Origin of the sequence: Myxococcus sp. MISCRS1 (assembly GCF_026626605.1) — a bacterium.
Classification (GTDB): domain Bacteria; phylum Myxococcota; class Myxococcia; order Myxococcales; family Myxococcaceae; genus Myxococcus; species Myxococcus fulvus.
Genome location: NZ_JAPNKB010000001.1, coordinates 9,621,125 through 9,641,340 on the forward strand (window position 1 = coordinate 9,621,125; position 20,216 = coordinate 9,641,340).

Annotated in this window: 18 protein-coding genes and 2 tRNA genes; 15 read left to right on the plus strand and 5 right to left on the minus strand. The window is 68.0% G+C overall.

The window, feature by feature from the left end; translation table 11 throughout:
* Positions 1–74 precede the first annotated feature (74 nt).
* Complete coding sequence (locus tag OWM54_RS38580; RefSeq protein WP_267700610.1) at positions 75–614, plus strand: hypothetical protein; 540 nt, start codon at positions 75–77, stop codon at positions 612–614.
* Between the two features lie 102 nt (positions 615–716).
* On the plus strand, positions 717–1,433 hold the full coding sequence (locus OWM54_RS38585; protein ID WP_267700611.1) for a DUF4347 domain-containing protein: 717 nt from the start codon (positions 717–719) through the stop codon (positions 1,431–1,433).
* 15 nt (positions 1,434–1,448) lie between these two features.
* On the opposite strand, the gene OWM54_RS38590 is transcribed toward OWM54_RS38585, so the two are convergent.
* Positions 1,449–4,820 (minus strand): bifunctional serine/threonine-protein kinase/formylglycine-generating enzyme family protein, encoded by a 3,372-nt coding sequence (locus OWM54_RS38590; RefSeq protein WP_267700612.1) that lies wholly within the window; start codon positions 4,818–4,820, stop codon positions 1,449–1,451.
* A 348-nt stretch (positions 4,821–5,168) separates the two neighbouring features.
* On the opposite strand from OWM54_RS38590, the gene OWM54_RS38595 reads away from it, so the two are divergent.
* Entirely contained in the window at positions 5,169–6,386 is a 1,218-nt protein-coding gene (locus OWM54_RS38595) for a glycosyltransferase family 4 protein (RefSeq protein WP_267700613.1), read from the plus strand.
* 99 nt (positions 6,387–6,485) lie between these two features.
* A complete protein-coding gene (locus OWM54_RS38600) occupies positions 6,486–7,367 on the plus strand; it encodes an NAD(P)-dependent oxidoreductase (RefSeq protein ID WP_267700614.1) in 882 nt (293 codons plus the stop codon).
* A 9-nt stretch (positions 7,368–7,376) separates the two neighbouring features.
* Here the strand turns inward: OWM54_RS38600 and OWM54_RS38605 are convergent, their stop codons facing one another.
* Complete coding sequence (locus tag OWM54_RS38605) at positions 7,377–7,838, minus strand: ATP-grasp domain-containing protein (RefSeq protein ID WP_324289173.1); 462 nt, start codon at positions 7,836–7,838, stop codon at positions 7,377–7,379.
* A gap of 278 nt (positions 7,839–8,116) precedes the next feature.
* Between OWM54_RS38605 and OWM54_RS38610 the strand changes: the two genes are divergently transcribed.
* From OWM54_RS38610 to OWM54_RS38620, 3 genes are read left to right on the plus strand one after another with little or no spacing between them, the layout of a single operon-like run.
* Positions 8,117–9,598, plus strand: a complete 1,482-nt coding sequence (locus OWM54_RS38610) for a hypothetical protein (protein ID WP_267700616.1) — start codon at positions 8,117–8,119, stop codon at positions 9,596–9,598.
* Positions 9,598–9,966 carry a DUF2019 domain-containing protein gene (locus tag OWM54_RS38615; RefSeq protein WP_141332890.1) on the plus strand — a complete coding sequence of 123 codons (369 nt, stop codon included), beginning with the start codon at positions 9,598–9,600 and terminating at the stop codon, positions 9,964–9,966. Before OWM54_RS38610 ends, OWM54_RS38615 begins: the two co-directional genes overlap by 1 nt.
* Positions 9,967–9,976: 10 nt before the next feature.
* Positions 9,977–10,333, plus strand: coding sequence for a DUF2019 domain-containing protein (locus tag OWM54_RS38620; protein WP_141332889.1), 357 nt, complete (start codon positions 9,977–9,979; stop codon positions 10,331–10,333).
* 197 nt (positions 10,334–10,530) lie between these two features.
* On the opposite strand, the gene OWM54_RS38625 is transcribed toward OWM54_RS38620, so the two are convergent.
* Together OWM54_RS38625 and OWM54_RS38630 are read right to left on the minus strand one after the other, a co-directional pair.
* Positions 10,531–10,603 (minus strand) — tRNA-Glu (locus tag OWM54_RS38625).
* A 12-nt stretch (positions 10,604–10,615) separates the two neighbouring features.
* Positions 10,616–10,688: transfer RNA gene (locus OWM54_RS38630), tRNA-Lys, on the minus strand.
* Between the two features lie 193 nt (positions 10,689–10,881).
* Here OWM54_RS38630 and greB point away from each other — a divergent pair.
* The 5 genes from greB (at position 10,882) to OWM54_RS38655 (ending at position 15,103) form a co-directional block, all read left to right on the plus strand.
* Positions 10,882–11,421 carry a transcription elongation factor GreB gene (gene greB / locus OWM54_RS38635; protein WP_141327954.1) on the plus strand — a complete coding sequence of 180 codons (540 nt, stop codon included), beginning with the start codon at positions 10,882–10,884 and terminating at the stop codon, positions 11,419–11,421.
* Between the two features lie 14 nt (positions 11,422–11,435).
* Entirely contained in the window at positions 11,436–12,383 is a 948-nt protein-coding gene (locus tag OWM54_RS38640; RefSeq protein ID WP_223747657.1) for a deacetylase, read from the plus strand.
* Positions 12,384–12,607: 224 nt separating this feature from the next.
* Positions 12,608–13,927 (plus strand): PhoH family protein, encoded by a 1,320-nt coding sequence (locus OWM54_RS38645; RefSeq protein WP_046714397.1) that lies wholly within the window; start codon positions 12,608–12,610, stop codon positions 13,925–13,927.
* Between the two features lie 33 nt (positions 13,928–13,960).
* Positions 13,961–14,266: a YbeD family protein gene (locus OWM54_RS38650; protein ID WP_141327958.1), complete on the plus strand. Its 306-nt coding sequence runs from the start codon at positions 13,961–13,963 to the stop codon at positions 14,264–14,266.
* A 75-nt stretch (positions 14,267–14,341) separates the two neighbouring features.
* Positions 14,342–15,103, plus strand: a complete 762-nt coding sequence (locus OWM54_RS38655) for an SAM-dependent methyltransferase (RefSeq protein ID WP_223747658.1) — start codon at positions 14,342–14,344, stop codon at positions 15,101–15,103.
* Positions 15,104–15,269: 166 nt separating this feature from the next.
* Here OWM54_RS38655 and OWM54_RS38660 read toward each other — a convergent pair whose 3' ends face one another.
* Positions 15,270–16,364 (minus strand): diacylglycerol/lipid kinase family protein, encoded by a 1,095-nt coding sequence (locus tag OWM54_RS38660; protein WP_267700617.1) that lies wholly within the window; start codon positions 16,362–16,364, stop codon positions 15,270–15,272.
* Positions 16,365–16,762: 398 nt separating this feature from the next.
* Between OWM54_RS38660 and dnaK the strand changes: the two genes are divergently transcribed.
* The 3 genes from dnaK to OWM54_RS38675 all read left to right on the plus strand — a co-directional run bounded on the left by dnaK (position 16,763) and on the right by OWM54_RS38675 (position 20,192).
* Positions 16,763–18,661: a molecular chaperone DnaK gene (dnaK, locus tag OWM54_RS38665; protein ID WP_223747660.1), complete on the plus strand. Its 1,899-nt coding sequence runs from the start codon at positions 16,763–16,765 to the stop codon at positions 18,659–18,661.
* Between the two features lie 229 nt (positions 18,662–18,890).
* Positions 18,891–19,760 carry a hypothetical protein gene (locus OWM54_RS38670; RefSeq protein ID WP_267700618.1) on the plus strand — a complete coding sequence of 290 codons (870 nt, stop codon included), beginning with the start codon at positions 18,891–18,893 and terminating at the stop codon, positions 19,758–19,760.
* Positions 19,761–19,787: 27 nt separating this feature from the next.
* Positions 19,788–20,192, plus strand: a complete 405-nt coding sequence (locus OWM54_RS38675) for a thiol-disulfide oxidoreductase DCC family protein (protein ID WP_223747662.1) — start codon at positions 19,788–19,790, stop codon at positions 20,190–20,192.
* The last annotated feature ends 24 nt before the right edge of the window (positions 20,193–20,216 follow it).

A 20,216-nucleotide genomic window follows, 5' to 3' on the forward strand; every position in this document is an offset into this window, starting at 1 on the left:
TGACTTGTTCCTGGCGGGGTGTCGCAGCCACCGCCGGGGCTCGACACTCTCAATCCACTACCCCAGGAGCAGAGATGCCAGACGTTCCCCTGGCCGTATCCACCGAGGAGTATGGCGCCGCCGATATCGAACCCAAGGCGACCCCGCAGGAACTGAGGCGGTGGTGGCTCCGGGACACCATCGGGCCGCGTTTCCATCCCTATATCGTCAAGCGGGTCCGCGAGGAGACGACCTGCGACGGCCTGCGGATTTTCTATTTCCAGCTCGCGCGCAGGGAGGACCTGCGGGACCCCGTCGACCCCACCCAGCCGAAGCTCTTCATGGTGGAGTTGACGCAGCAGTTCCGGATCTGCTGGCCGGATCTCCCCTCGACTGCGCCGCGGGCGACGGACAAGCATCCGTATGGTTTCCTCATGCTGTCGGAGGCCTGGGAGCGCAGTGCGAATCTGGACCTGGGGACGGCCCTCAATGTCACGACCCTGAGGGAGGGTGGGAAGAAGTGGCCCATCGCGGCGAGCAGCAAGATGTTGCTGCGCGCCCTGAGTGAGGACGAGGCTCTGGAGGACACGCCGCTGCTCGAGGTCCTCAACCAAGTCATGTTGTCCCTTCGCTAGGAGCCCGCGCTCATGAAAACCCATCTCACGGTCGTTTCCTATACACAGGACTTTCAGGGCCTCTTCGAAACCATCGATGATGTGATTGAGTCAAGGGGGCCGATGCAAGATCAGAAGGTTCGGCCGAGCCCCCCATCGTCACATACCCTGGTCGAGCGCTGTCAGTACTGGCAGAACCTCCCGAACATCGCGTTGAATGTGGGCCGTCCCATCGACCTGCTGGACCTGGTGGGACATGGCTCGTCGGAGGAGTTCGAGCTCGGCGACGACACGTTCCTGGTGAGCGCAGTCGAGCCTCCTGGGGTCATCGCCATCCTGAAGCGGCTCAAGCCGCATCTCGCGCCCGATGCCCAGATCCGGCTGTTGGGCTGTGGGACCGGCGTGGGGGAGAGTGGACTGAAGATGCTGAAGAACGTCTCCAGGGCCCTGGAGCGAGAGGTGTTCGGCACGACCGTCGAGTTGCTCTCCACGGACTTCGTTCCCGGTGGCTTGAGCGAGGAGTTCACCTCGGCGTGGCTCTACTCCTCGCGCAACGACGTGCCGACCGCCGCCGGCAGCCGCGATGACACCTCCAGCCTGGTCCCCGAGCAGCCCGGACCCTGGACGCGGAGGCTGCCGGGATTCGAGGTGATGGGGCGCGGCGAGCCCCTCTGCGGCGCGGGGTTCAGCCTCCGCGTCCAGGGGAAGCCAGTCACCGTGTCCGCGGACCGACGGTGGGTATTCATCAAGGATGAACGGGAGCAAGCGCCCCTGATGCTGCGCTGGCCCAAGGTCGAGCCCGCGCCCGCCCTGGAGCAACTGCTGTCCACGCTGCGCTGAGCGCACGCAGCGCGCTCAAGGGTGCTCGGCGCAGCGCAGGCCGAGCGCGAAGTCGAAGCGCCTGGAGGGGAGGTGGGTACTCCAGGCGACGTCGTCGTGTCGCTCCTCGAGCGGAGAGTCCCAGCGGCCTCCGGTGGAGATTCGCAGGCCCTCGTTCTCTCCTCGCGTTGAGATGCTCCGCGTCCACTCCCCCACGTTCCCCGCCATGTCGAGCAGGCCGTAGGGGCTGCGGTCCTCGGGGAAGGAGCCCACGGGGGCGGCGGCGGAGTGCCCATCGTCTCCACTGAGATTCGCTTGAGGCTCTCGCCGTTCCACCATCCAGACAGTCCTCCTCCGGGGTGCCGGGTTCACCTCCGTGGCTCCGGGGCCGAGCGTCAGCCCTCCGCGAAAGGCCTTGCGCCACTCGTCCTCGGTGGGCAACTGCTTGCCCATGTATCGGCAGAAGGCCTGCGCATCGGCGGCGTCCACCCCGGTGACGGGCATGGCGGGCTCGAGCATCCGACTGAAGATGGGCAGCTTCGGCGGATGCTCCCGCCGCTCGAAGGTCTGCGGGAGGATTTGTGATTCGAAGAGCCGGAACTGCCCGTTGGTGACCTCGGTCCGGTCGAGCGAGAAGTCCGCCACCTCGACGAGGTGCTCGGGCTCTGGCGAATCCTCCGACTCCGGCTTCCAATACGGGCCCGCGGGGATGGGAATCGAATCCACCCTCGATGCCGCGCAGGTGGGGATGGGGAAGCGCAGCTCCCGCGGCGGCCCCCGCTGTCGGTCATCGAAGTCCGGCAGTTGCCGCAGGCGCACGATGGATGGCGCGCAGCCCGGACGCTCCACGATGAGCCAGGACATGCGCGAGGGCGCCTCGACACGCTCGCGCAGGCTCCCGTCCGGCATCCGGCGGAGTCGGCTCCGCAACAGCTCCTGCGCGGAATAGGATCTGGCTTCTTCCGGGCTGGACGTTTCATCCGCGGGCCGCAGGGTCCAGTCCAGGTCCATGTCGGCTGCGCGAGTCCACTGCTGCTTCACGGGGTCGAAGTCATGGGGCTCCAGGACCAGCTCGAACTCCCCCATGTTCGCGGCGGCCAGGCGGATGTCGTCCTGGCGGCGGATGGCCTCGAGCTGCTTCTCCCGGAACGCCCAGGCGGCCAGGAGGGAGACCAGGGCTATCAGGGCGAGGGCCGCGACATAGCCTCCCAACATCCACCTGCGTCGGCGTGTCAGGCTGCGCGCGCGTTGGCGACCTGCCTCCAGGAACTCGCGCGAGCGCGTCGGGAGTCGGACGTCCCACTCCGTGACACGCCAGAGCGCCTGGCTCAGCGCCTCGTCCGTCCAGGTCTCGCCAACCTGCCGCCCGCGCTGCTCCCAGAGCTGGGATGCCTGCTCCAACTGCTGAACGAGGACGCGCTCCTCGTGGGTCTCCTCGAGCCAGCGCGTCAGGTCCGGCCAGGCGAGCACGAGCGACTCGTGGGCCAGCTCGATGAAGGGCTCGTCCGTCTGGGGCTCCCGGGTGACGGTCACCAGCCGATTGGTGAGGAGCCGCTCGAGGACCCGCGCCCCCTCCGCGCCCAGCCCCTCCAGCAGCTCCGTCTGAGGGCGGGGGCGGCGGGTGCCCGCGGCGGTCACCAGTCGTAGGAGCAGCGCCCGCGCCTTGTGGAACTCCTCGGTCGGGAGCTGACGCAGCAAGCGCTGTGCATGCGAGGCCAGCGCGCCACCCACGCCGCCCAGCGCCTCGTGGACGGAGGCGAGCAGCAGCCGTCGCTTCGTATCCCGCTGCTCCCAGAGCGCCATGCAGGCGAACTGCAGCAGCGGAAGGCCCGCGGCGAGCTCCTGGACTTCGGCCACCAGCCGCGGAACGAGTGAGGCGTCATCGGTCGAATAGCCGACCCGGCGCAGGGGACCGCTGATGGCCTCGTGGAGCGCCGCCGGGCCCAGTCGCGCGAGCATGAAGGCCGCCCCAAGATGGGGCCGCAGCGGCTCCTGCGAACAGTAGGCGCCCAGATAGTCATCCCTGAGCACGAGGACGACGCGCCACCGGTCATCCGCGGCGGCGATGGCGGCCAGGCACGTGGTGAACTGGAGCCGCTCCTGGGGCGCGGCGAGCGTGAAGACCTCTTCGAACGCATCGAAGGCGAGGAGCACCCGCGTCTGCGTCACCTCACCGCGCCGCCGCAGCAGCCGGACCCCTTCGCCAGGGCGCCGGGCGAGGACCTCCCTGGTGGCCTCGGCGGTAGCCTCGTCCTCGAGCCCCGCGACCAGCATGGCGGCCAGCCTCCCCAAGGGGTTCGGGCCAGGGCGTGTGACGAGCACCGACCAGCGGTCCATCTGCCGCAGCCGGGGAATCACGCCGGCATGGAGGAAGGAGCTCTTTCCGATGCCAGAGGGCCCCACCAGCGGGACGAGCGGCTCGTGGCGCAGGCGTTCGATGAACGCATCCAGCTCCGGCTCCCTGCCGAAGAAGTCCTCGGCGTCCCCCTCCGTGAAGGGGTGCAGGCCCCGGAAGGGCGTGAGGTCTCCCGCGCGGCTGTGCCCCGGGCCGAGGGCTTCCGCGAGCGCCTGGGCGACCTGCTGCGCGGAGGGCCGATGCGCGGGGGCGATGGCCAGGCATGCTCGCAGGAGTTGGCCGACGGGGAGCGCCAGCTCGCGTGGTGAGTGCTCGAGAGGCCAGGGGGAGAAGACGAAGCTCGCGAGCTGCTCATCGGTCAGCGGCCTTCGTCCCTCGAGCAATTCGAAGGCGATGATGCCGAGCGACCACACGTCGATGGCGGGTGAGGGAGGCGCTCCGTGCCAGCGCTCGGGAGCCATGTAGGCGGGAGTTCCCGATGCGGCGCCCTGCTCGGTCCCCGCGTGGCGGGCCAGTCCGAAGTCGACGACGCGGACCCGTCCGTCCCTGGGCAGCAGCACGTTCTCGGGCTTGAGGTCCGCGTGGATGATTCCATGGCGGTGGGCTTCGGCGGTCGCCTCGGCGATGGCGCGGCAGATGCGGAGCGCTTCGTTGGGACCCGGCGGCTCGTGGGTGAGTCGATGCCTCAGGGATTCGCCGTCGATGTACTCGAGCGCGAGGTAGGGGCGGCCGTGGTGCTTGCCCACGCCGTGCACCGTGATGATGTGCGGATGGTTGAAACGCGCCGTGGTCCGGGCTTCCTCCAGGAGCCGCTCCGCGTTCTGCTGGCCCAGCAGCTCGACCTTGAGGAACTTCAGCGCGACCCGGCGTCCGAGCGAGAGGTCCTGGGCGAGGAATACCTGCCCCATGGCGCCTTCACCCAGCGGCTTCAGGATGCGAAAGCCGTCCACCACGCTGTCGACTTCAAGGATGCCCTCGCTCTCGGTCAGGAGGGCGAGCTCGGGGCCGCGCGCCATGTCGCGAGTGTCCGCCACCCGGGAGGATGGGTTCAACCGGGAGGCCCACCCGACTCCCCAGGAGAGGCGCTGGGCGGGTCTCGCCATGAAAGGGCCGTGGCGGCTGGGTTGAGTCGCTCACTGGAGGGCTGCCTTGGTTGGCGTTGAAACCATCATGGGTTTCGAATGCCCGACGAAGAGGCGAAGCGATATTCCCTGCCAGTCTGTCTGGAGCCGCGAAGGAGGTTCGGGGTGGGGCATCCCAGACCTCTGCCGATTCTCTCTTGCAAAGAGAGGCGTGCGGGGCCGTCTGGGGGCGGATTGCAGTGCTCACTTTCTTACCTCTCTCAGCCTGCCGGGCTAGGGTGCGCCATCGCCCGCAGTCGTTTGGATAGAACACAGGCCATGACCGCCGCCCCCTTTCGTCTGGGAATGCTCATCCCGGAGTTCCCCACGCAGACCCATGCCTTCTTCTGGCGGGAGATCACCGCCCTGCGCGCCATGGGCGTGGAGGTGCATGTCTTCTCGACGCGGCGTCCGGTGGAGGACTGCCCCCACGAGTGGGCTGCGCATGCGGCCGCTGAGACCACGTATCTCTTTCCGCCCAGGCTCTCTTCGGCGCTGGTCTCTCCAAGGGACTTCCCGGGCATGGCCCAGGCGCTCACGTACGTCTCCAAGCTCTCGGTGGGTGTGAAGCAGAAGGCTCGGGCATTGGGGATGCTGGCCTGCGCGGTGGACTTCCTGCACCACGCGCGGGAGCGGAAGCTGGACCACGTGCATGGGCATTCGGCCGCGGATGCCGCGCATGTGCTCGCGCTGTGCCGGATCCTGGGAGGGCCGCGCTACAGCTTCCATCTCCATGGGGATTTGCCTGTGTATGGGACGGACCATGCCGCGAAGGCCTGGGATGCCACGTTCGTGGCCGCCGCCGCGCGCCCCATGCAGCGCGAGCTCATCGAGTCCGTGGGGCTTCCTCCCGAGCGGACGTATACCCTGTGGATGGGCGTGGACACGGACCGCTTCCGCCCTCCGGCGAAGCGTGCGCAGTCTCCTCGGGGACTGCACCTGGTTTCGATTGGGCGACTCAATCTCTGCAAGGGGCACGTGCATACGTTCGCGGGGTTGCGCAAGGCGTTGGACCGGGGCCTGCGTGCGCACCTGACCTTGGGCGGGCGAGGGCCTCACGAGGAGGAGATCCGTCAGTCCATCGCCCGTTTCGGATTGCAGGCGCATGTGGACATGGTGGGGCCGCTCGGAGAGGCCGCCGTCATCGAGCTGCTGCACGGCGCGGATGCCTTCGTGCTGTCCAGCACGGGGCTTGGAGAGGCTTCGCCCGTCGCGGTGATGGAGGCGATGTCGTGTGGTGTCCCCGCGGTCTGTTCCATCATTGGTGGTACGCCGGACATGATTTCCGATGGGACGGATGGGCTGCTGGTGGGGCAGGGGGACGAGGAGGGGTTGGCGAAGGCCTTCCTCCGGCTCGGGCAGGACACGGCGCTGCGTGAGCGGATGTCCCGCGCGGCCCGTGAGCGTGCCGTGCGCTCCTTCGATTATCGCGAGACGAGTCGGAGCCTGCTGGATGCCATCCAGCAATCGCGTGCGCCGCAGCGCCGGGCCGCGTGACGGGCGGTCGGTCCGCGTCTGAATCCTCCGGGCTTGTGGTCTACTCGCGCCGCACCGCATCCATGTGCGGCGCTTGAACGACACACCTGGGGATGACAGATGACATCGACGCGTCCGACGAAGCTGACGGTGATTGGCAGTGGCCTCATGGGAACCGCGCTGGCGCGAGCGTTCGCCACGGCTGGGCACGAGGTCGCGGTCTGGAACAGGACCCACGCCAAGGCGCAAGCGGTGGGCAGTGGAACGCTGGCGTTCGAGAAGTTGAGTGAGGCGGTCGCGGGCCGCGAGCTTGTCGTCGTCTCGCTGTCGAACTACGCGGCCTGCGCGGAGTTGTTCTCCTCGCCGGGCGTCTCAGCGGCGCTCGCGGGGAAGACGCTCGTGCAGCTCACCAGTGGGTCGCCGGCGGATGCGCGCAGTGGCCTGGAGTGGGCGAGCGCTCACGGTGTGGACTACCTGGATGCGGCGATCCTCGCGTATCCCGCGTTCGTGGCCACGGAGTACGCCACCGTCTTCTACGCCGGGTCGCGAGCTGTCTTCGAGCGACACGTGGGGGCGCTCCAGGCGATCGCGAAGAACTCCGTGTATGTCGATGAGAAGATTGGGTCGGCGGCGACGCTCGACTGCGCGATTCTCGAGGCGTACTACGGCGGCACGCTGGCGGTCCTCCACGCCGCGGCCATGTGTAAGGCGGAGGGGTTGGATCCGAAGTTGTTCTTCGCCCAGAAGAGCTCGTTCCTTGGATTGATTTCTGTCACCGCCGACGCCGCGCAGGGAATGGTCGAGCGCAATGACTTCACGGGTGACCAGTGCAGTCTGAATACCCATGTCGCGGCCCTCGAACACATCGTCCGGCTGAGCAGCGATGCGCGCATCAGCACCCGCTTCCCGCGGGAGTTGTTGGAGAACTACCGGCGGGCCCTCGGTGCGGGGCTGGGTGAGCAGGAGTTGCCCGCGGTGTTCCGGACGTTGGAGAAGGACTGAACCTCCGATTCAGTCCCCGAGTGCGCCTGCGATTGCCGCGATGAACGTAGCTGGCGATGTGCTCTTCGGGCGATCGCTGACCTGGCCGTCTCCCAACTCGACGACACGCCAGACTCCGTCCGCGCGCAGCACGAGGTCGACCGTGACGAACGGCAGGTCAAGTGCTGCCACGGTAGATGCAATGGATTGGAGATTGGTACCCGTCGGCAGGTCACCAGGTGTATCGGGATGCGCGGTGACGAGGATGCACTGTCCATGGACCCACCACGTCCTCGCCTCCGTGGTGGTGAACTGCTCGAAGGCCCGGACGACCAGTCCGCCCGCGAAGTCCTCTCCGCGCAGCTCCAGGAACCTGCGGGCCACGGCTCGGGCCGCTGGAAGGTTCGCGGCGTCGGGAACGTACGAGGCTTCTGCCCAGGAGTGCTTGAGTGACTTCACATAGTCGCGCAGCACCGCGGGTCCCGAGCCCAATCGCGAGCAGCAGGCGTCGAATGCGTCCAGGTCCGGCCCATCTTCGATGAGCGCGGTAGAAGGGTGGGCACACGGTGATGCTACCTCCGGAATAGCGATTTCCGAGGTTCTCGCGCGGAGGGTGGAAATGGACCTCCGCGCAGATGTCCGGACGTCCTGGTCGCCTTCCTCCTCGCTGCGCGGCGAGTGCGTGCGGCCACTGTTGGCTTCCTCGAACGTGTCAGTCGTGCGTGCCAGGATTTGGGGGCTTTCCGTGGAAGGCTGCGAGAGGAAGAGGAATGCGTGCTGGCCTTTGGGTGGTGGGTGTCGCCCTGCTGTTCGTGGGCTGCGCTGGGGCTGAGTCGTCGACTCGCAGGGACACGTTCCATCAGCGCGCGGGACTTCCCGGGGAGCGGTGGAGCGTTTCGGGCGAGGACCCCGAACGCGAACAGGAAGCCGAAGAGGCCGACACCTCATCGAGGCAACCGCTCTACCGCCGCCACATGTTCCGGGAGTCTGTGTCCCTCGGGGCAGGCCGTAGGCAGCAGGATGCGTTCGATGTCCTGCTTCAGAGTGCGGGACTCGAAGAGCGCGACACGCGGCCAGTCGCGGGAAGTTCTCTCTCACCGACTCACGCGGCGCGACTCCTCAAAACGCTGTTGAAGAGGGACGTGACGCTCGGCCAGTTTCCTGCGCGTGTCGCGGTGGGCTTCCTGTTGCGGGAGGTGCTGGCGACGGGTGAGGTGTCGCGGGGGGAGCTGGTGCGCCGGGTGGCGCGCTTCAACCATCTGGCGGTGCTTCGGCCTGACGGGCGCCTCGCATGGGTGCATAGCGGAAGGACACAGCAACGGGTGGGGGATGTGGAGTGGAAGGACGGGGCCTTTCGAGCGCACGGCTTCGAACTGGGTCGCTTCTACGATGGGCGGACTGGCGTCTTCCGGTTGCTGAACGACGAGCTGCGGGAGGAGAACGGCTTCCCACTGGCCGACGTCCACGATGATGCCGACGTCATCAGCCGCACCCTGGACGGGGCCGAAGAGGCGTTCGTCGGGCTCGCCCTCGCGGTGGGCAAGTTCTTCTCGACGTCACCAGCGGACAACCTCGCGGCGCTCCGGGAGATGCCCGCCGCAGTGGTGGCACTACTGGAGTCATCGCCCGAGTACCTGGAGCGCTTCCAGTACATGCCGCGGGGCGAGCAGGTGCAGGCCGTCTCCAGACTGGTGACGAACCTCGTGGCCACCTGGGGGACCGTGTCCGCCGCGACGCGCACGCTGGGGGGAACAGGCTTCGCCACGTCAGAGGTCCCAGCGCTCGTGTTGGCCGCCGATGGCACCGTCGCCATGCGACTCGTGTCCGCATCGACGGGGCGTGCTGCGGCGGTGCTGAGCGGTGGGCCAGGCGCCGCCATCGTCCTTCAGCGCGCAGGGGAGGGAGGAGGCTCCAGTTCGACGCCACCCGCTGGCCCTGGCGGCATGAAGTCCTACTCGTCGTTCAAGTCCTTCAAGCGAGCGATGGGCCCCGCAGGTCCGGGGAAGGAGTGGCACCACATCGTCGAGCAGACCGACGGCAATGTGGGGAGGTTCGGACCGAAGGCGATCCACAACACGGAGAACGTCGTCGCGCTCGACAAGGAACTTCACATGAAGGTCAGCGCGTTCTATTCGTCGAACCAGCGCATCTCAGGAGGCAAGACTGTGCGTGAGTGGCTTAGGGCTCAATCGTATGAGGCTCAGCGCGAATTTGGGTTGAACATCCTTCGCGACTTCGGAGCTCTCCCTTAATGAAGACGCCCGCAAAGTCGTTGTCGCTTCAAGCCCTTGGTGCGCTCTATGCGGAGGCTGCCGCTGCACATGGTGCTGGGAGCGAGTCCGGCGACTACCGAGCGACCAACGCACAATTTCGCAGGATTGACGCGGCCTGGAGAGAGCTTCGAGCACGAGGCGCTGAGGGCACAGGCGTGCTTGCGAGTTTGATGGTCAGCGAGAATCCACACGTGAGGGGATGGGCGGCTTCGCACGTCCTAGAGGCAATGCCCGAGGCTGCGGAAGCTGTTCTTGGCGAACTCGCTAATGGCCCCCCCGGGGTCGCCCGGTTCAATGCGGAGATGGTTCTGAAAGAGTGGCGGGCCGGTTCCTTGAAGTTCGACTGAGGAAGGGGCAATGGCGCTATCGATTTCGCAGTTGGTCGAGGAGTTTGCAGAGAACGTCGCCGCCCAAACGGACTCCATTTGGCGCGGTGATGCCAAGACCGGGAACAAGCATGCGAATCGATGCATCGCCGCGTTCAAGAAGCTGCGTGCTCACGGAGATTCAGGGCGGGACGCGCTGGCCCAGTTGTTCACGCACCCACGGATGGACGTGCGCACCGCTGCTGCGACCTACCTGCTTCGGTACAGAACCGTAGAAGCCAAGGCCGTGCTCGAAGAAGCGGCGAAGGGCGAAGGGCTCATTCCCTTTGAGGCTCAGGAGGCGTTGAAGCGCTGGGCAGAAGGCGCCTGGAGCCTCGATCCGGAGTAGCGCCAGCAGCGCGCTCGCTTGGCCAGGAGAGAAGAGGTCCCCCGACTTGCTGGCCTGTGTCGGCTCGCGCTCGTCGAACTTCACCTAAGAGCGCTCGTGTCGTTACCCGGACTGGCGTAACGCCGTAGTAACGCCACTCAGCGGTCAAAAACGAACGGGGTTGGACAGTTCGCACCGTCCAACCCCGCGTTTTTACATGTCCCCGACGGGATTCGAACCCGTGTTACCGGCTTGAAAGGCCAGCGTCCTGGGCCTCTAGACGACGGGGACGTCGTCACTGCATGAGTCGCGGGGGGATCGAACCCCCGACCCTCGGCTTAAAAGGCCGGTGCTCTACCATCTGAGCTAGCGACTCGCACTATTCTTTTGTCCAAAATCCTCGGGCAACCCTCCTGGGCCCCGGAGGCAGGCGCTTCCTACCAGCACTCCTTCGCGCTTTCCACTGGCGAGCGCACGTCCGGCATCCTGACAGTGGCGCGCTCGTCACTTCGGGCACACCCGTCCTCTCGGCCCCCACCTCCGTCAGCCATCGGCGGTATACAACTCCCATGTCCCAGGACCTCTCCCCAGATGAGCACGATGACCTGGAGGCCGAGGACGGCGAGGAGAAGGCTCCGTTCCGTCGCTACCTCACCCGCTCGGGCGCCGAGCGGATGCACCGGGAGCTCATCCGCCTGCTCAACGAGGAGCGCCCCAAGGTCACCGCCGAGGTCTCCGCCGCCGCCGCCCAGGGCGACCGCTCCGAGAACGCCGAATACATCTACGGCAAGAAGCGCCTGCGCGAAATCGACCGCCGCATCCGCTTCCTCCAGCGCCGCCTGGACACCGCCACCATCGTCACGCCTGCTGAACAGACCGACCGTGCACACGTCTACTTCGGCGCCACCGTCACCCTGGAGGACGAGGACGGCCAGCGCACCACGTACCAGATTGTCGGGTCCGACGAGATCGACGCCGCCGGAGGTCGCATCAGCGTGGAGTCCCCCATTGGACGCGCCCTCCTGCGCAAGGGCGTGGGCGACACCGTGGAGGTGCGCCGCCCCCGCGGTGAAATCGAGCTGTCCATCGTCGACATCCGCTACGACTGAGTGAGGACGCCCCCATGCCTCGGACGCTGCCCATCAACCCCCGCTTCCGCCGCATCTATCAGCACCTGAGCGGGGCGGACCTGGCCGCGCCCGAACTCGAGGAACTCTCCCTCGAGGACCTCGGCCTGGGCGACTCGCAGAAGTCCCGCGTCGGCCTGCTCTTCGGCACCTACAGCCACCCGGGCCTCGAGCGCGTCCTGCGCGCCTACGGCCTCATCCAGCGCGCCGAGGAGCGCGTGGGCCCCGTGGAGCTGCGCGTCCAGGGCGAGGACCCCTTCCGCCCCCGCGTCATCCTCTGGAGCCGCCGCTTCTACGCCCCCGTCGCCGACCTCTCCCTGCGCATGGCCACCGGCGCCGAGGTCGGCCTGGGCGACGCGCTCGCCACCGCGCCCCTGCTCTACGTGGACGCGCTCCTGCTCCAGAACCCGGGTCGCCCCTTCGACTGGCACCGCCCGCCGCTCCCTGGCCAGAGCCACCCCGGGCTCGCGCTCTCCGCGCAGCTGCTCGAGGTGCTCATGCTCATGGCCCGCCGCATCGGCGCGGAGGCGCTGGCCCTCACGCCCTCCACCTTCGCCGCCGCCAGCGTCTATGACCGGCGCTTCCTCTTCGTGGACGGCGCCGCCCAGGGCCGCTTCCTCGCCATGCGCGACGCCGGAAGAGGCCGCCCGCGCTGGCTGCTCGCGTGGGCCGTGGAGCTGGGCTGCCTGCGCGACGCGGAAGGGCAGCCCGTTCCCTTCACCCCCATGCCCATGCTCGCGCCCCTGAGCCGCCGGTTGATCCGCACGTTCGACGCGAAGCGCTGGGCCGAGGCACGCGAGCAGACCGGACGACAGCCCCTCACGCTCGACGAGGAGGCGCTCCAGCAGCGCTTCCCCTGGCAGCGCATGCCCCCGGGGCCTCCGCCCGAGCGGCTGGCGGAGCTGCTCGGGTATGATCCGCTCGCCCCCGTGCTGGCCCACTGAGCCGCGCGCCCCCGGAGTGTCGGCCAGCCCACGTCCCCCCCTCAGCGAACGCTTCGACGGGAGGACCGGTGCGGGGCGTGGGGTTTCGAACAGCCCGCGTTCACGCACGAACACGGCTGCTTCCGTGGGAGCCGCTGCGTATATTGGAGTGAGCGTCAGGCATAGCCACGTCGCACGGTCACCAGCGGTCGCACCCGTACCCATCAAGGTCGCGCGAACCCACGATGCGAAAGAACTTCATCCTCGACACGAACGTCCTCCTGCATGATCCGCGCAGCATCTACGGCTTCGAGGACAACAACGTCATCATCCCCATCTACGTCATCGAGGAGATCGACCAGTTCAAGCGCGACCTCTCCGAGCTGGGCCGCAACGCCCGCCTCGTGGCCCGCTACCTGGATGGTTTCCGCGCGGAGGGCTCGCTGAAGGAGGGCGTACCCCTGCCTCGCGGTGGCATGCTGCGGGTGTCCTTCACGGACCGTGAGCTGCCGCTGTCCATGGCGGACAGCAACCTGATGGACAACCGCATCCTCGCGGTGGCCATCGACCTGATGGAGCAGGAGCCGGACACCCAGGCCGTCTTCATCACCAAGGACACCAACCTGCGCATCCGCGCGGACGCCCTGGGCCTCATCGCCCAGGACTACGACACCGAGCGGGTCGAAATCACGGAGCTGTACACCGGCTTCACCGAGCGGCTGGTCCCCAAGGAGCTGGTGGACCAGATGTACAAGCCCGGCGCCGAGGTGGAGCTGCCCGACGTGGACACGCTCTTCCCCAACCAGCTCGTGCTGCTCAAGGACGAGACGAACCCGTCCCACACCGCCATGGGCCGGCTGCACGGGCTCAAGAACCGGCTGGTGCCGCTCCTGCGCCAGAGCAAGGAAGGCACCTGGGGCATCCGCCCGCGCAACATGGAGCAGGCCTTCTGCCTGGACCTGCTGCTCAACGACGACATCAAGCTGGTGACCATCGTCGGCAAGGCGGGCACGGGCAAGACGCTGCTTGCCATCGCCGCGGGCCTGCAGAAGGTGACCGAGGAGAATCTCTACCAGAAGCTCCTGGTGAGCCGTCCCATCTTCCCGCTGGGGCGCGACATCGGCTATCTGCCCGGCAGCGTCGAGGAGAAGCTCAACCCCTGGATGCAGCCCATCTTCGACAACGTGGAGTTCCTGATGAACCTGAGCCGCGCGGACAAGAAGGCCGGCCGTGGCTACCACGAGCTGTTGGACCTGGGGCTGATGGAGATCGAGCCGCTCACGTACATCCGCGGCCGCAGCATCCCCAACCAGTTCATCATCGTGGACGAGGCGCAGAACCTCACGCCCCACGAGGTGAAGACCATCATCACCCGCGTGGGCGACAACACGAAGATCATCCTCACGGGGGACCCGTTCCAGATCGACAACCCCTACGTGGATTCGACCAACAACGGCCTGGTGCACGTGGTCAATCGCTTCAAGAGCGAGAAGATCGCCGCGCACATCTCGATGGCCAAGGGTGAGCGCAGCGCCCTGGCCGAGCTCGCCGCCAACCTGCTCTAGGCACCTGGGGTGCCCAAGCGATAGAGACGTGTCATGAAGAAGGACGGACCTGGAGACGCGCCCCCGGAAGAAGGGGAGAAGAAGCCCCTCATCGAGTACCCCTCGGTCTACACCTTCAAGGTGATGGGCAAGCAGGGCCCTGGCTTCGCGGAGCACGTCAGGGAGCTGTTCCGCCGGGCCATGGGCACGGAGATCTCCCCGGACTCCATCAGCGAGCAGCCCAGCAGCAAGGGCACCTATGTCTCGCTGAGCGTGTCGGTGTACCTGCTGTCGGAGGAGCAGCGCCGGGCCATCTACGACCTGCTCCACAAGGACCCGCGCGTCATCTATCACCTGTGACGCCAGGGGCTCGGGAGGGGGCTCCCTCTCGTCCGTCTCTGGAAGTCCGGACGGGGTTGGGTATATGAGGAGTCCATGAGCCCGGCAGAGCCCTTTCCGCTGTACCACCCCGCGGACGCCCGGCGCGCGTTCAGCTCGGACGACGTGACCCGGCGTTTCGCCAAGGTGGCCCAGCTGGAGCCGGGCTCGCAGGTGCTCGTGCTCGGGTGTGGCCCGGATGCCAGCGCCGCCCTGGTCCTGGCCCGGGAGATGGGCTGCACCGTCATGGCCGGCGACACGGACGAGTCTCATGTCGCCGCCGCCCGGGAGCGGGTCCGCAACCAGGGCCTCGGCGACCGGATCGAGGTCCGGGGCGTGGCCCTGGACTCCCTCGGGCTGCCAGACGGTGCCTTCGACGCCATCCTCATCCCGGGGCGGGTGCTCTACACGCTGAAGGGGACGATGTCCGTCCTGCGGCCGCTGCTCGCCAAGCGCGGGCGGCTGGGGATGACCTTCCCCGCAAGGGTGGGGCGCGTGGTCCCCAAGGCCGCCGCCGAGCTGTGGGAGCGCCGTCTGGGCGCGCCGCTGCTCCTGCCGCGTGAGCTGCTCATGTCGCTGGAGATGGGCGGGTTCGAGCCGGAGTCGGCCGAGACGCTGCACGACACGGAGCTCGACGACTATTACCGCGAGGTGGAGGCCAGCCTGCGTCCGACGTCGGGCCCCCAGGCCTCGTCGCTGCGCGAGGAGCTGGCGCTGCACCGCGAGAGCAACGGCAAGGCCAGCGTCAGCTACGCGTTCCTGGTGGGACGCCGCAAGGAGCCGGGCGAGAAGCCCCCGGCTTCGCGCGACCGCGGCTGATTCACGTCACCCCGCGTGTCCGGGAGCGCCTCCGTCCGTCCTGGGCGCCTCGCTGCATCCTCGTCGCATGGCTGCATCGCCCGGTGCCCGGGCGACGTGAAGGCGGCGGTGCGTTGGAGTCGCGCCCCTTGGGAGGGCGCGTGCGCTTCAGCTGCCGACGTGGCGCCTAGTTCAGCGCGCCGTTGAAGTCGACCAGCTCGATGGACTCGGGCGCGACGGACAGGCTGACCTGGTCGCGGTAGCCGGCCGCGTCGCCGCCGACCTGGAAGGGCATGGGGCGCGCGAAGCGGATGGTGGCCTCGCGGACGTGGAAGTCGTGCAGACCCTCCGGGAACCAGCGGCCGGCCCACATGCGCGGCAGGTTCGCCAGCACCTGCGTGGGCGTCACCTGGCCCAGGCGCAGCTGCATGAAGCCGCGACGGCCGCACGAGAAGGGGAACATGCGCAGGCCATAGCCGTAGAAGGGCATGGTGCCCGCCGCCGCCATCATCAGCTTCCCGCGGAAGAGCACGTCGCCGGGCGCCAGCGGCGCACCCTGGGGCTGGCCATCCGGGCCCAGGCGGTAGGCCTCGCTCGACGGGCCGTTGACGACCTCGCACTCCACCCAGGTCGAGTTCGTCAGGTAGTGCGGCACCGTCTTGCACGCCACCGCGGAGAAGTAGCCCCCGCTGCCCGTGAGCACGCTCTTGAAGAGCCCCTTGCCCAGGTTCTCCTTCACCCAGATGTAGTCGTTGAGCACCTTGCCATCCACGCCCAGGCCGGCGAACGGCGCGCGCTGCCCGTCCACCATCAGCAGGTCCATGGGGCGGAAGCCGGGCACCTCACCCGTGCGGGCGCGCAGCACGTCGTTCAGGATGCCGTCGCCCCGGGTGCCGGAGGCGTTGACGTGGTTGGCGATGCCGTTGCCCGTGCCGAGCTTGAGGATGCCGAAGCGGGGCACCGGCTGGCCGGCGAAGCGGCCTCGCGGGCCCACCTGCTGAAGCACCTCGTTCACGAAGCCCATGAACGTCCCGTCACCGCCGCCCGTGAAGACCATCGGGTAGCCCCGCTCGAGCACCGTCTGCGCGATGCGGCGCCCGTCCAGCTCCGAGCGCGACAGGAACAGGTCCTGCTCCGGCACCACGTGCGACAGGGACTTCACCACCCGGGCGTCCACCTTCCGGGCGTTGGCGTTGAGCAGCACCGCGACCTTGGGTTCGACGGAGACTTCCGCCGAGGGGGCGCGGCGGAGGTCCGGAGAGCGCAGGGGCTGAACCAGCATGGGGACATGCTCCAGGGTAGGTGCGGGTGGGGGGACCCGACATCGACGCTGGCCGTACTGTGCACTTTCATTGCCAACGGGTGACGCGGGGCGTCAGCAGGCAGGCAGGCACGTCATTCCAGGGGGTTGCAACGTTGGTTGCTGTGCCAAAGGCCGGCCGGTTGCTACCTCGGGGTGACGGGGGTGTAGAGCGGGTTACGCACCCGTGGCGTGAAGGTGGCGATGGCGTGACGCGGCAGGCGGCCTCATGCGCACTGCGCTACGCACCCAGGAGCATCACCTTGAGGCGTGAGGAGCCGACACCACTGCCTGGTTTGACACCCGGGGGTGGGTGGTTACGTTGGGCGTACATCAGGAGCTTTTGAAGAAAACGCAGTCATTTCCGGAGGATACGAACCGTGGGCAAGATTATTGGGATCGACCTGGGCACCACGAACAGCGTGGTGGCGATCATGGAGGGTCGCGAGCCCAAGGTCATCGTCAACGAGGAAGGCAGCCGCATCACGCCCTCGGTGGTCGCGTTCACGAAGGATGGCGAGCGCCTGGTCGGCCAGGTGGCGAAGCGCCAGGCCATCACGAACCCCGAGCGCACCATCTATTCCATCAAGCGCTTCATGGGTCGCCGGTTCGACGAGGTCTCCGAGGAGACCAAGCTGGTGCCCTACAAGGTCTCCCGCGGCCCCAATGGCGACGCGCGCGTGGACCTGGATGGCAAGCAGTCCAGCGCGCCGGAGATCAGCGCGCAGGTGCTGCTGAAGCTGAAGCGGGCCGCCGAGAACTACCTGGGCGAGAAGGTGACGGAGGCGGTCATCACCGTCCCGGCGTACTTCAACGACGCCCAGCGCCAGGCGACCAAGGATGCGGGTGAGATCGCCGGCCTGACGGTGCGGCGCATCGTGAACGAGCCGACCGCGGCGGCGCTGGCGTACGGCCTGGACAAGAAGAAGGACGAGAAGATCGCCGTCTACGACTTCGGCGGCGGCACGTTCGACGTGTCCATCCTGGAGGTGGGCGAGAGCGTCGTCGACGTGCTCGCGACCAACGGTGACACGCACCTGGGCGGTGACAACATCGACCAGCGGATCATGGATTGGCTGGTCGTCGAGTTCAAGAAGGACACGGGGCTGGACGTCACCAAGGACAAGATGGTGATCCAGCGCCTGAAGGAGGCGGCGGAGAAGGCGAAGATCGAGCTGTCGAGCGCGACGGAGACGGACATCAACCTGCCGTTCCTCACGGCGGACGCGTCGGGTCCCAAGCACCTGAACGTCAAGCTCACGCGCGCCAAGTTCGAGGCGATGATCGACGACCTCATCGAGCGCTCGCTGGAGCCGTGCCGCAAGTGCCTCAAGGACTCGGGCCTGGACCTGAAGGACCTCAGCGAGGTCGTGCTCGTGGGTGGCACCACGCGCATCCCGAAGGTGCAGGAGGCGGTGAAGCGGCTGTTCGGCAAGGAGCCGAACCGCTCGGTGAACCCGGACGAGGTCGTGGCGGTGGGCGCCGCGGTGCAGGCGGGCGTGCTCTCCGGCGAGGTGAAGGACATCCTCCTGCTGGACGTGACGCCGCTGTCCCTGGGCGTGGAGACGTTGGGCGGGGTGATGACCAAGCTCATCGAGCGCAACACCACCATCCCCACGCGCAAGTCGGAGACGTTCTCCACGGCCGCGGACGGCCAGTCGCAGGTGGAGATCCACGTGCTCCAGGGTGAGCGCGAGATGGCGAACGACAACCGGAGCCTGGGCCGCTTCCACCTGACGGGCCTGCCCCCGGCGCCGCGTGGCGTGCCGCAGATCGAGGTGACGTTCGACCTGGACGCCAACGGCATCCTGAACGTGAGCGCGAAGGACAAGGCCACGGGCAAGGAGCAGAAGGTCACCATCACCCAGTCCTCGGGCCTGGCGAAGGACGAGGTGGAGAAGATGGTCGCCGCGGCCCGCGAGAACGAGGCGGCCGACAAGGACAAGCGGGAGCTGGTGGAGCTGAAGAACCAGGCGGAGGCCCAGGCCTACGGGGCCGAGAAGCTCATCAAGGAGAACAAGGAGAAGCTCTCCGCGGATGTGGCGAAGGGCCTCGAGGACGGGGTGGCGGAGCTCAACAAGGTCCGCGAGGGCCAGGACAAGGACGCCATCAAGTCCGCGCTCGAGAAGCTCCAGGCCGCCAGCTACAAGGCCGCCGAGGAGATGTACAAGGCGACGGGCGGGGCGCCGGGTGGCGAGCCGCCTCCGGGGGCTGCTCCTGGCGCGCAGCCGGGCGCGAAGAAGGACGACGTGGTGGACGCCGAGTTCCGCCAGTCGTGATGCCGGGGCCGTGAGGCCCGTGCGTTGAGTCAGAAGGGCCGGTACCTCCGCCACGCGGGGGGCCGGCCCTTCCGCTTTGCGGGCGCGTGCGGCCGGCCCTCCGGGAGTCGGGATGGGCGTATGTGGAGCGAGACGCGGCGCTGACGCAAACGCCCGAGGACACTGGGGCGAGCGTGGGTGAGGGGGATGCAACGTGGGGCGGCTCCACGCAGTCTCGTGAGGTGCCCGCATGTCCCGAGTCCTGTCCCAGCAGTCGTCCGTCCTCGCGCTGAACATCGAGCCCGAGCCCGGAGCGCTCCCCGTCGACGCGTCGGCCACGAGGAAGACGCAGTCCGCGTCCGCGTGGCAGGAGGCCAGCACGCTGGAGGTCTTCCGGGGGCCAGCCTCGAGCGGTGGCGGTGTCTCGCCTGGGGTGGGGCCCCGATGCGGTCCCATGACGGGGACACCGAACGACTTCGACTTCGCGGTGGGGGGCGCTTTTCCTCCACGCCCCACGGGCAACGTGCGGGAGCAGATGAAGCAGGGAGCCCTGACGGTCGCCCAGTCCGAGGCGGCCGCGGCGAGCCTGCTGCTGGGGAAGGGGACGGTGGTGGACGCCTACGCGCGAGGGCACCTGCGGCTGCTGGACCCGAGTCCTCCCCTCGAGGGGGCTCCCACCTCCCTGACGGACTACACCAGCGTCCTGCCCGGCGTGGCGCCGGAGGTGGCGTGGGACTACCTCGTGCGCAATCCCGGTCCGGTGTTCGAGGCCGCGGGCATCCGGCTCCAGCCGGCCACGGGCGCGCTGGCGGACGGGGCGAAGGTGTTCCTGGAGGAGAAGGGGCCTCCGCCCGTCTGGGCGCCCGTGACGTTCCGGCTCGAGCCGGAGAAGCACACCGTGCACATCACCACGCTGGACGGACATCCCCTGCGGGGGACGAACCGCTTCGTCTTCGAGGACGACGGGGCGGGTGGAGCGCGACTGCGCCAGTACTCGGCCTTCCAGGGCAGCTCGCCCGCCACGTCGGTGGGCATGATGCTGATGGACCCCATCGAGCGGCAGCATGACATCTGGCGCTCCGTGCATGCGCATCTGCATGACACGCTGGCCTCTCGCTGACATAGAACCAGGGTGGAGGTGACACGGATGGTGCTGAGGACGACACCCCCGGGACATGATGTGATCCTCTACGACGGGCACTGCCGCATCTGCAGCGGCGCGGCGCGCGAGTTCCAGCGGCTGCTGGGCGGACGGGGCACGGAGCTGCGCTCGTTCCGGGACGAGGGCGTGCTGGAGGCCTTTCCGGGCATCAGCGCGGAGCGGTGTGAGCTGGCCATGCAGCTGGTCCGCGCGGACGGGCGGGTGATGGAGGGCGCCGAGGCCATCGTCCGGGCGCTGGGCCGGCATCCCCTGGGGAAGCTGTTGTACGTCTATTACGTCCCCGGACTGCGGCAGCTGGTGGATGTCGTGTACCGGGCCGTGGCGCGCTATCGGTTCCGGATTGCCGGGCGGACCTGCACGGATGGCGGTTGCGAGGTCCACTTCAAATAGACGGAGGGCGGCGGGTAGCATGGG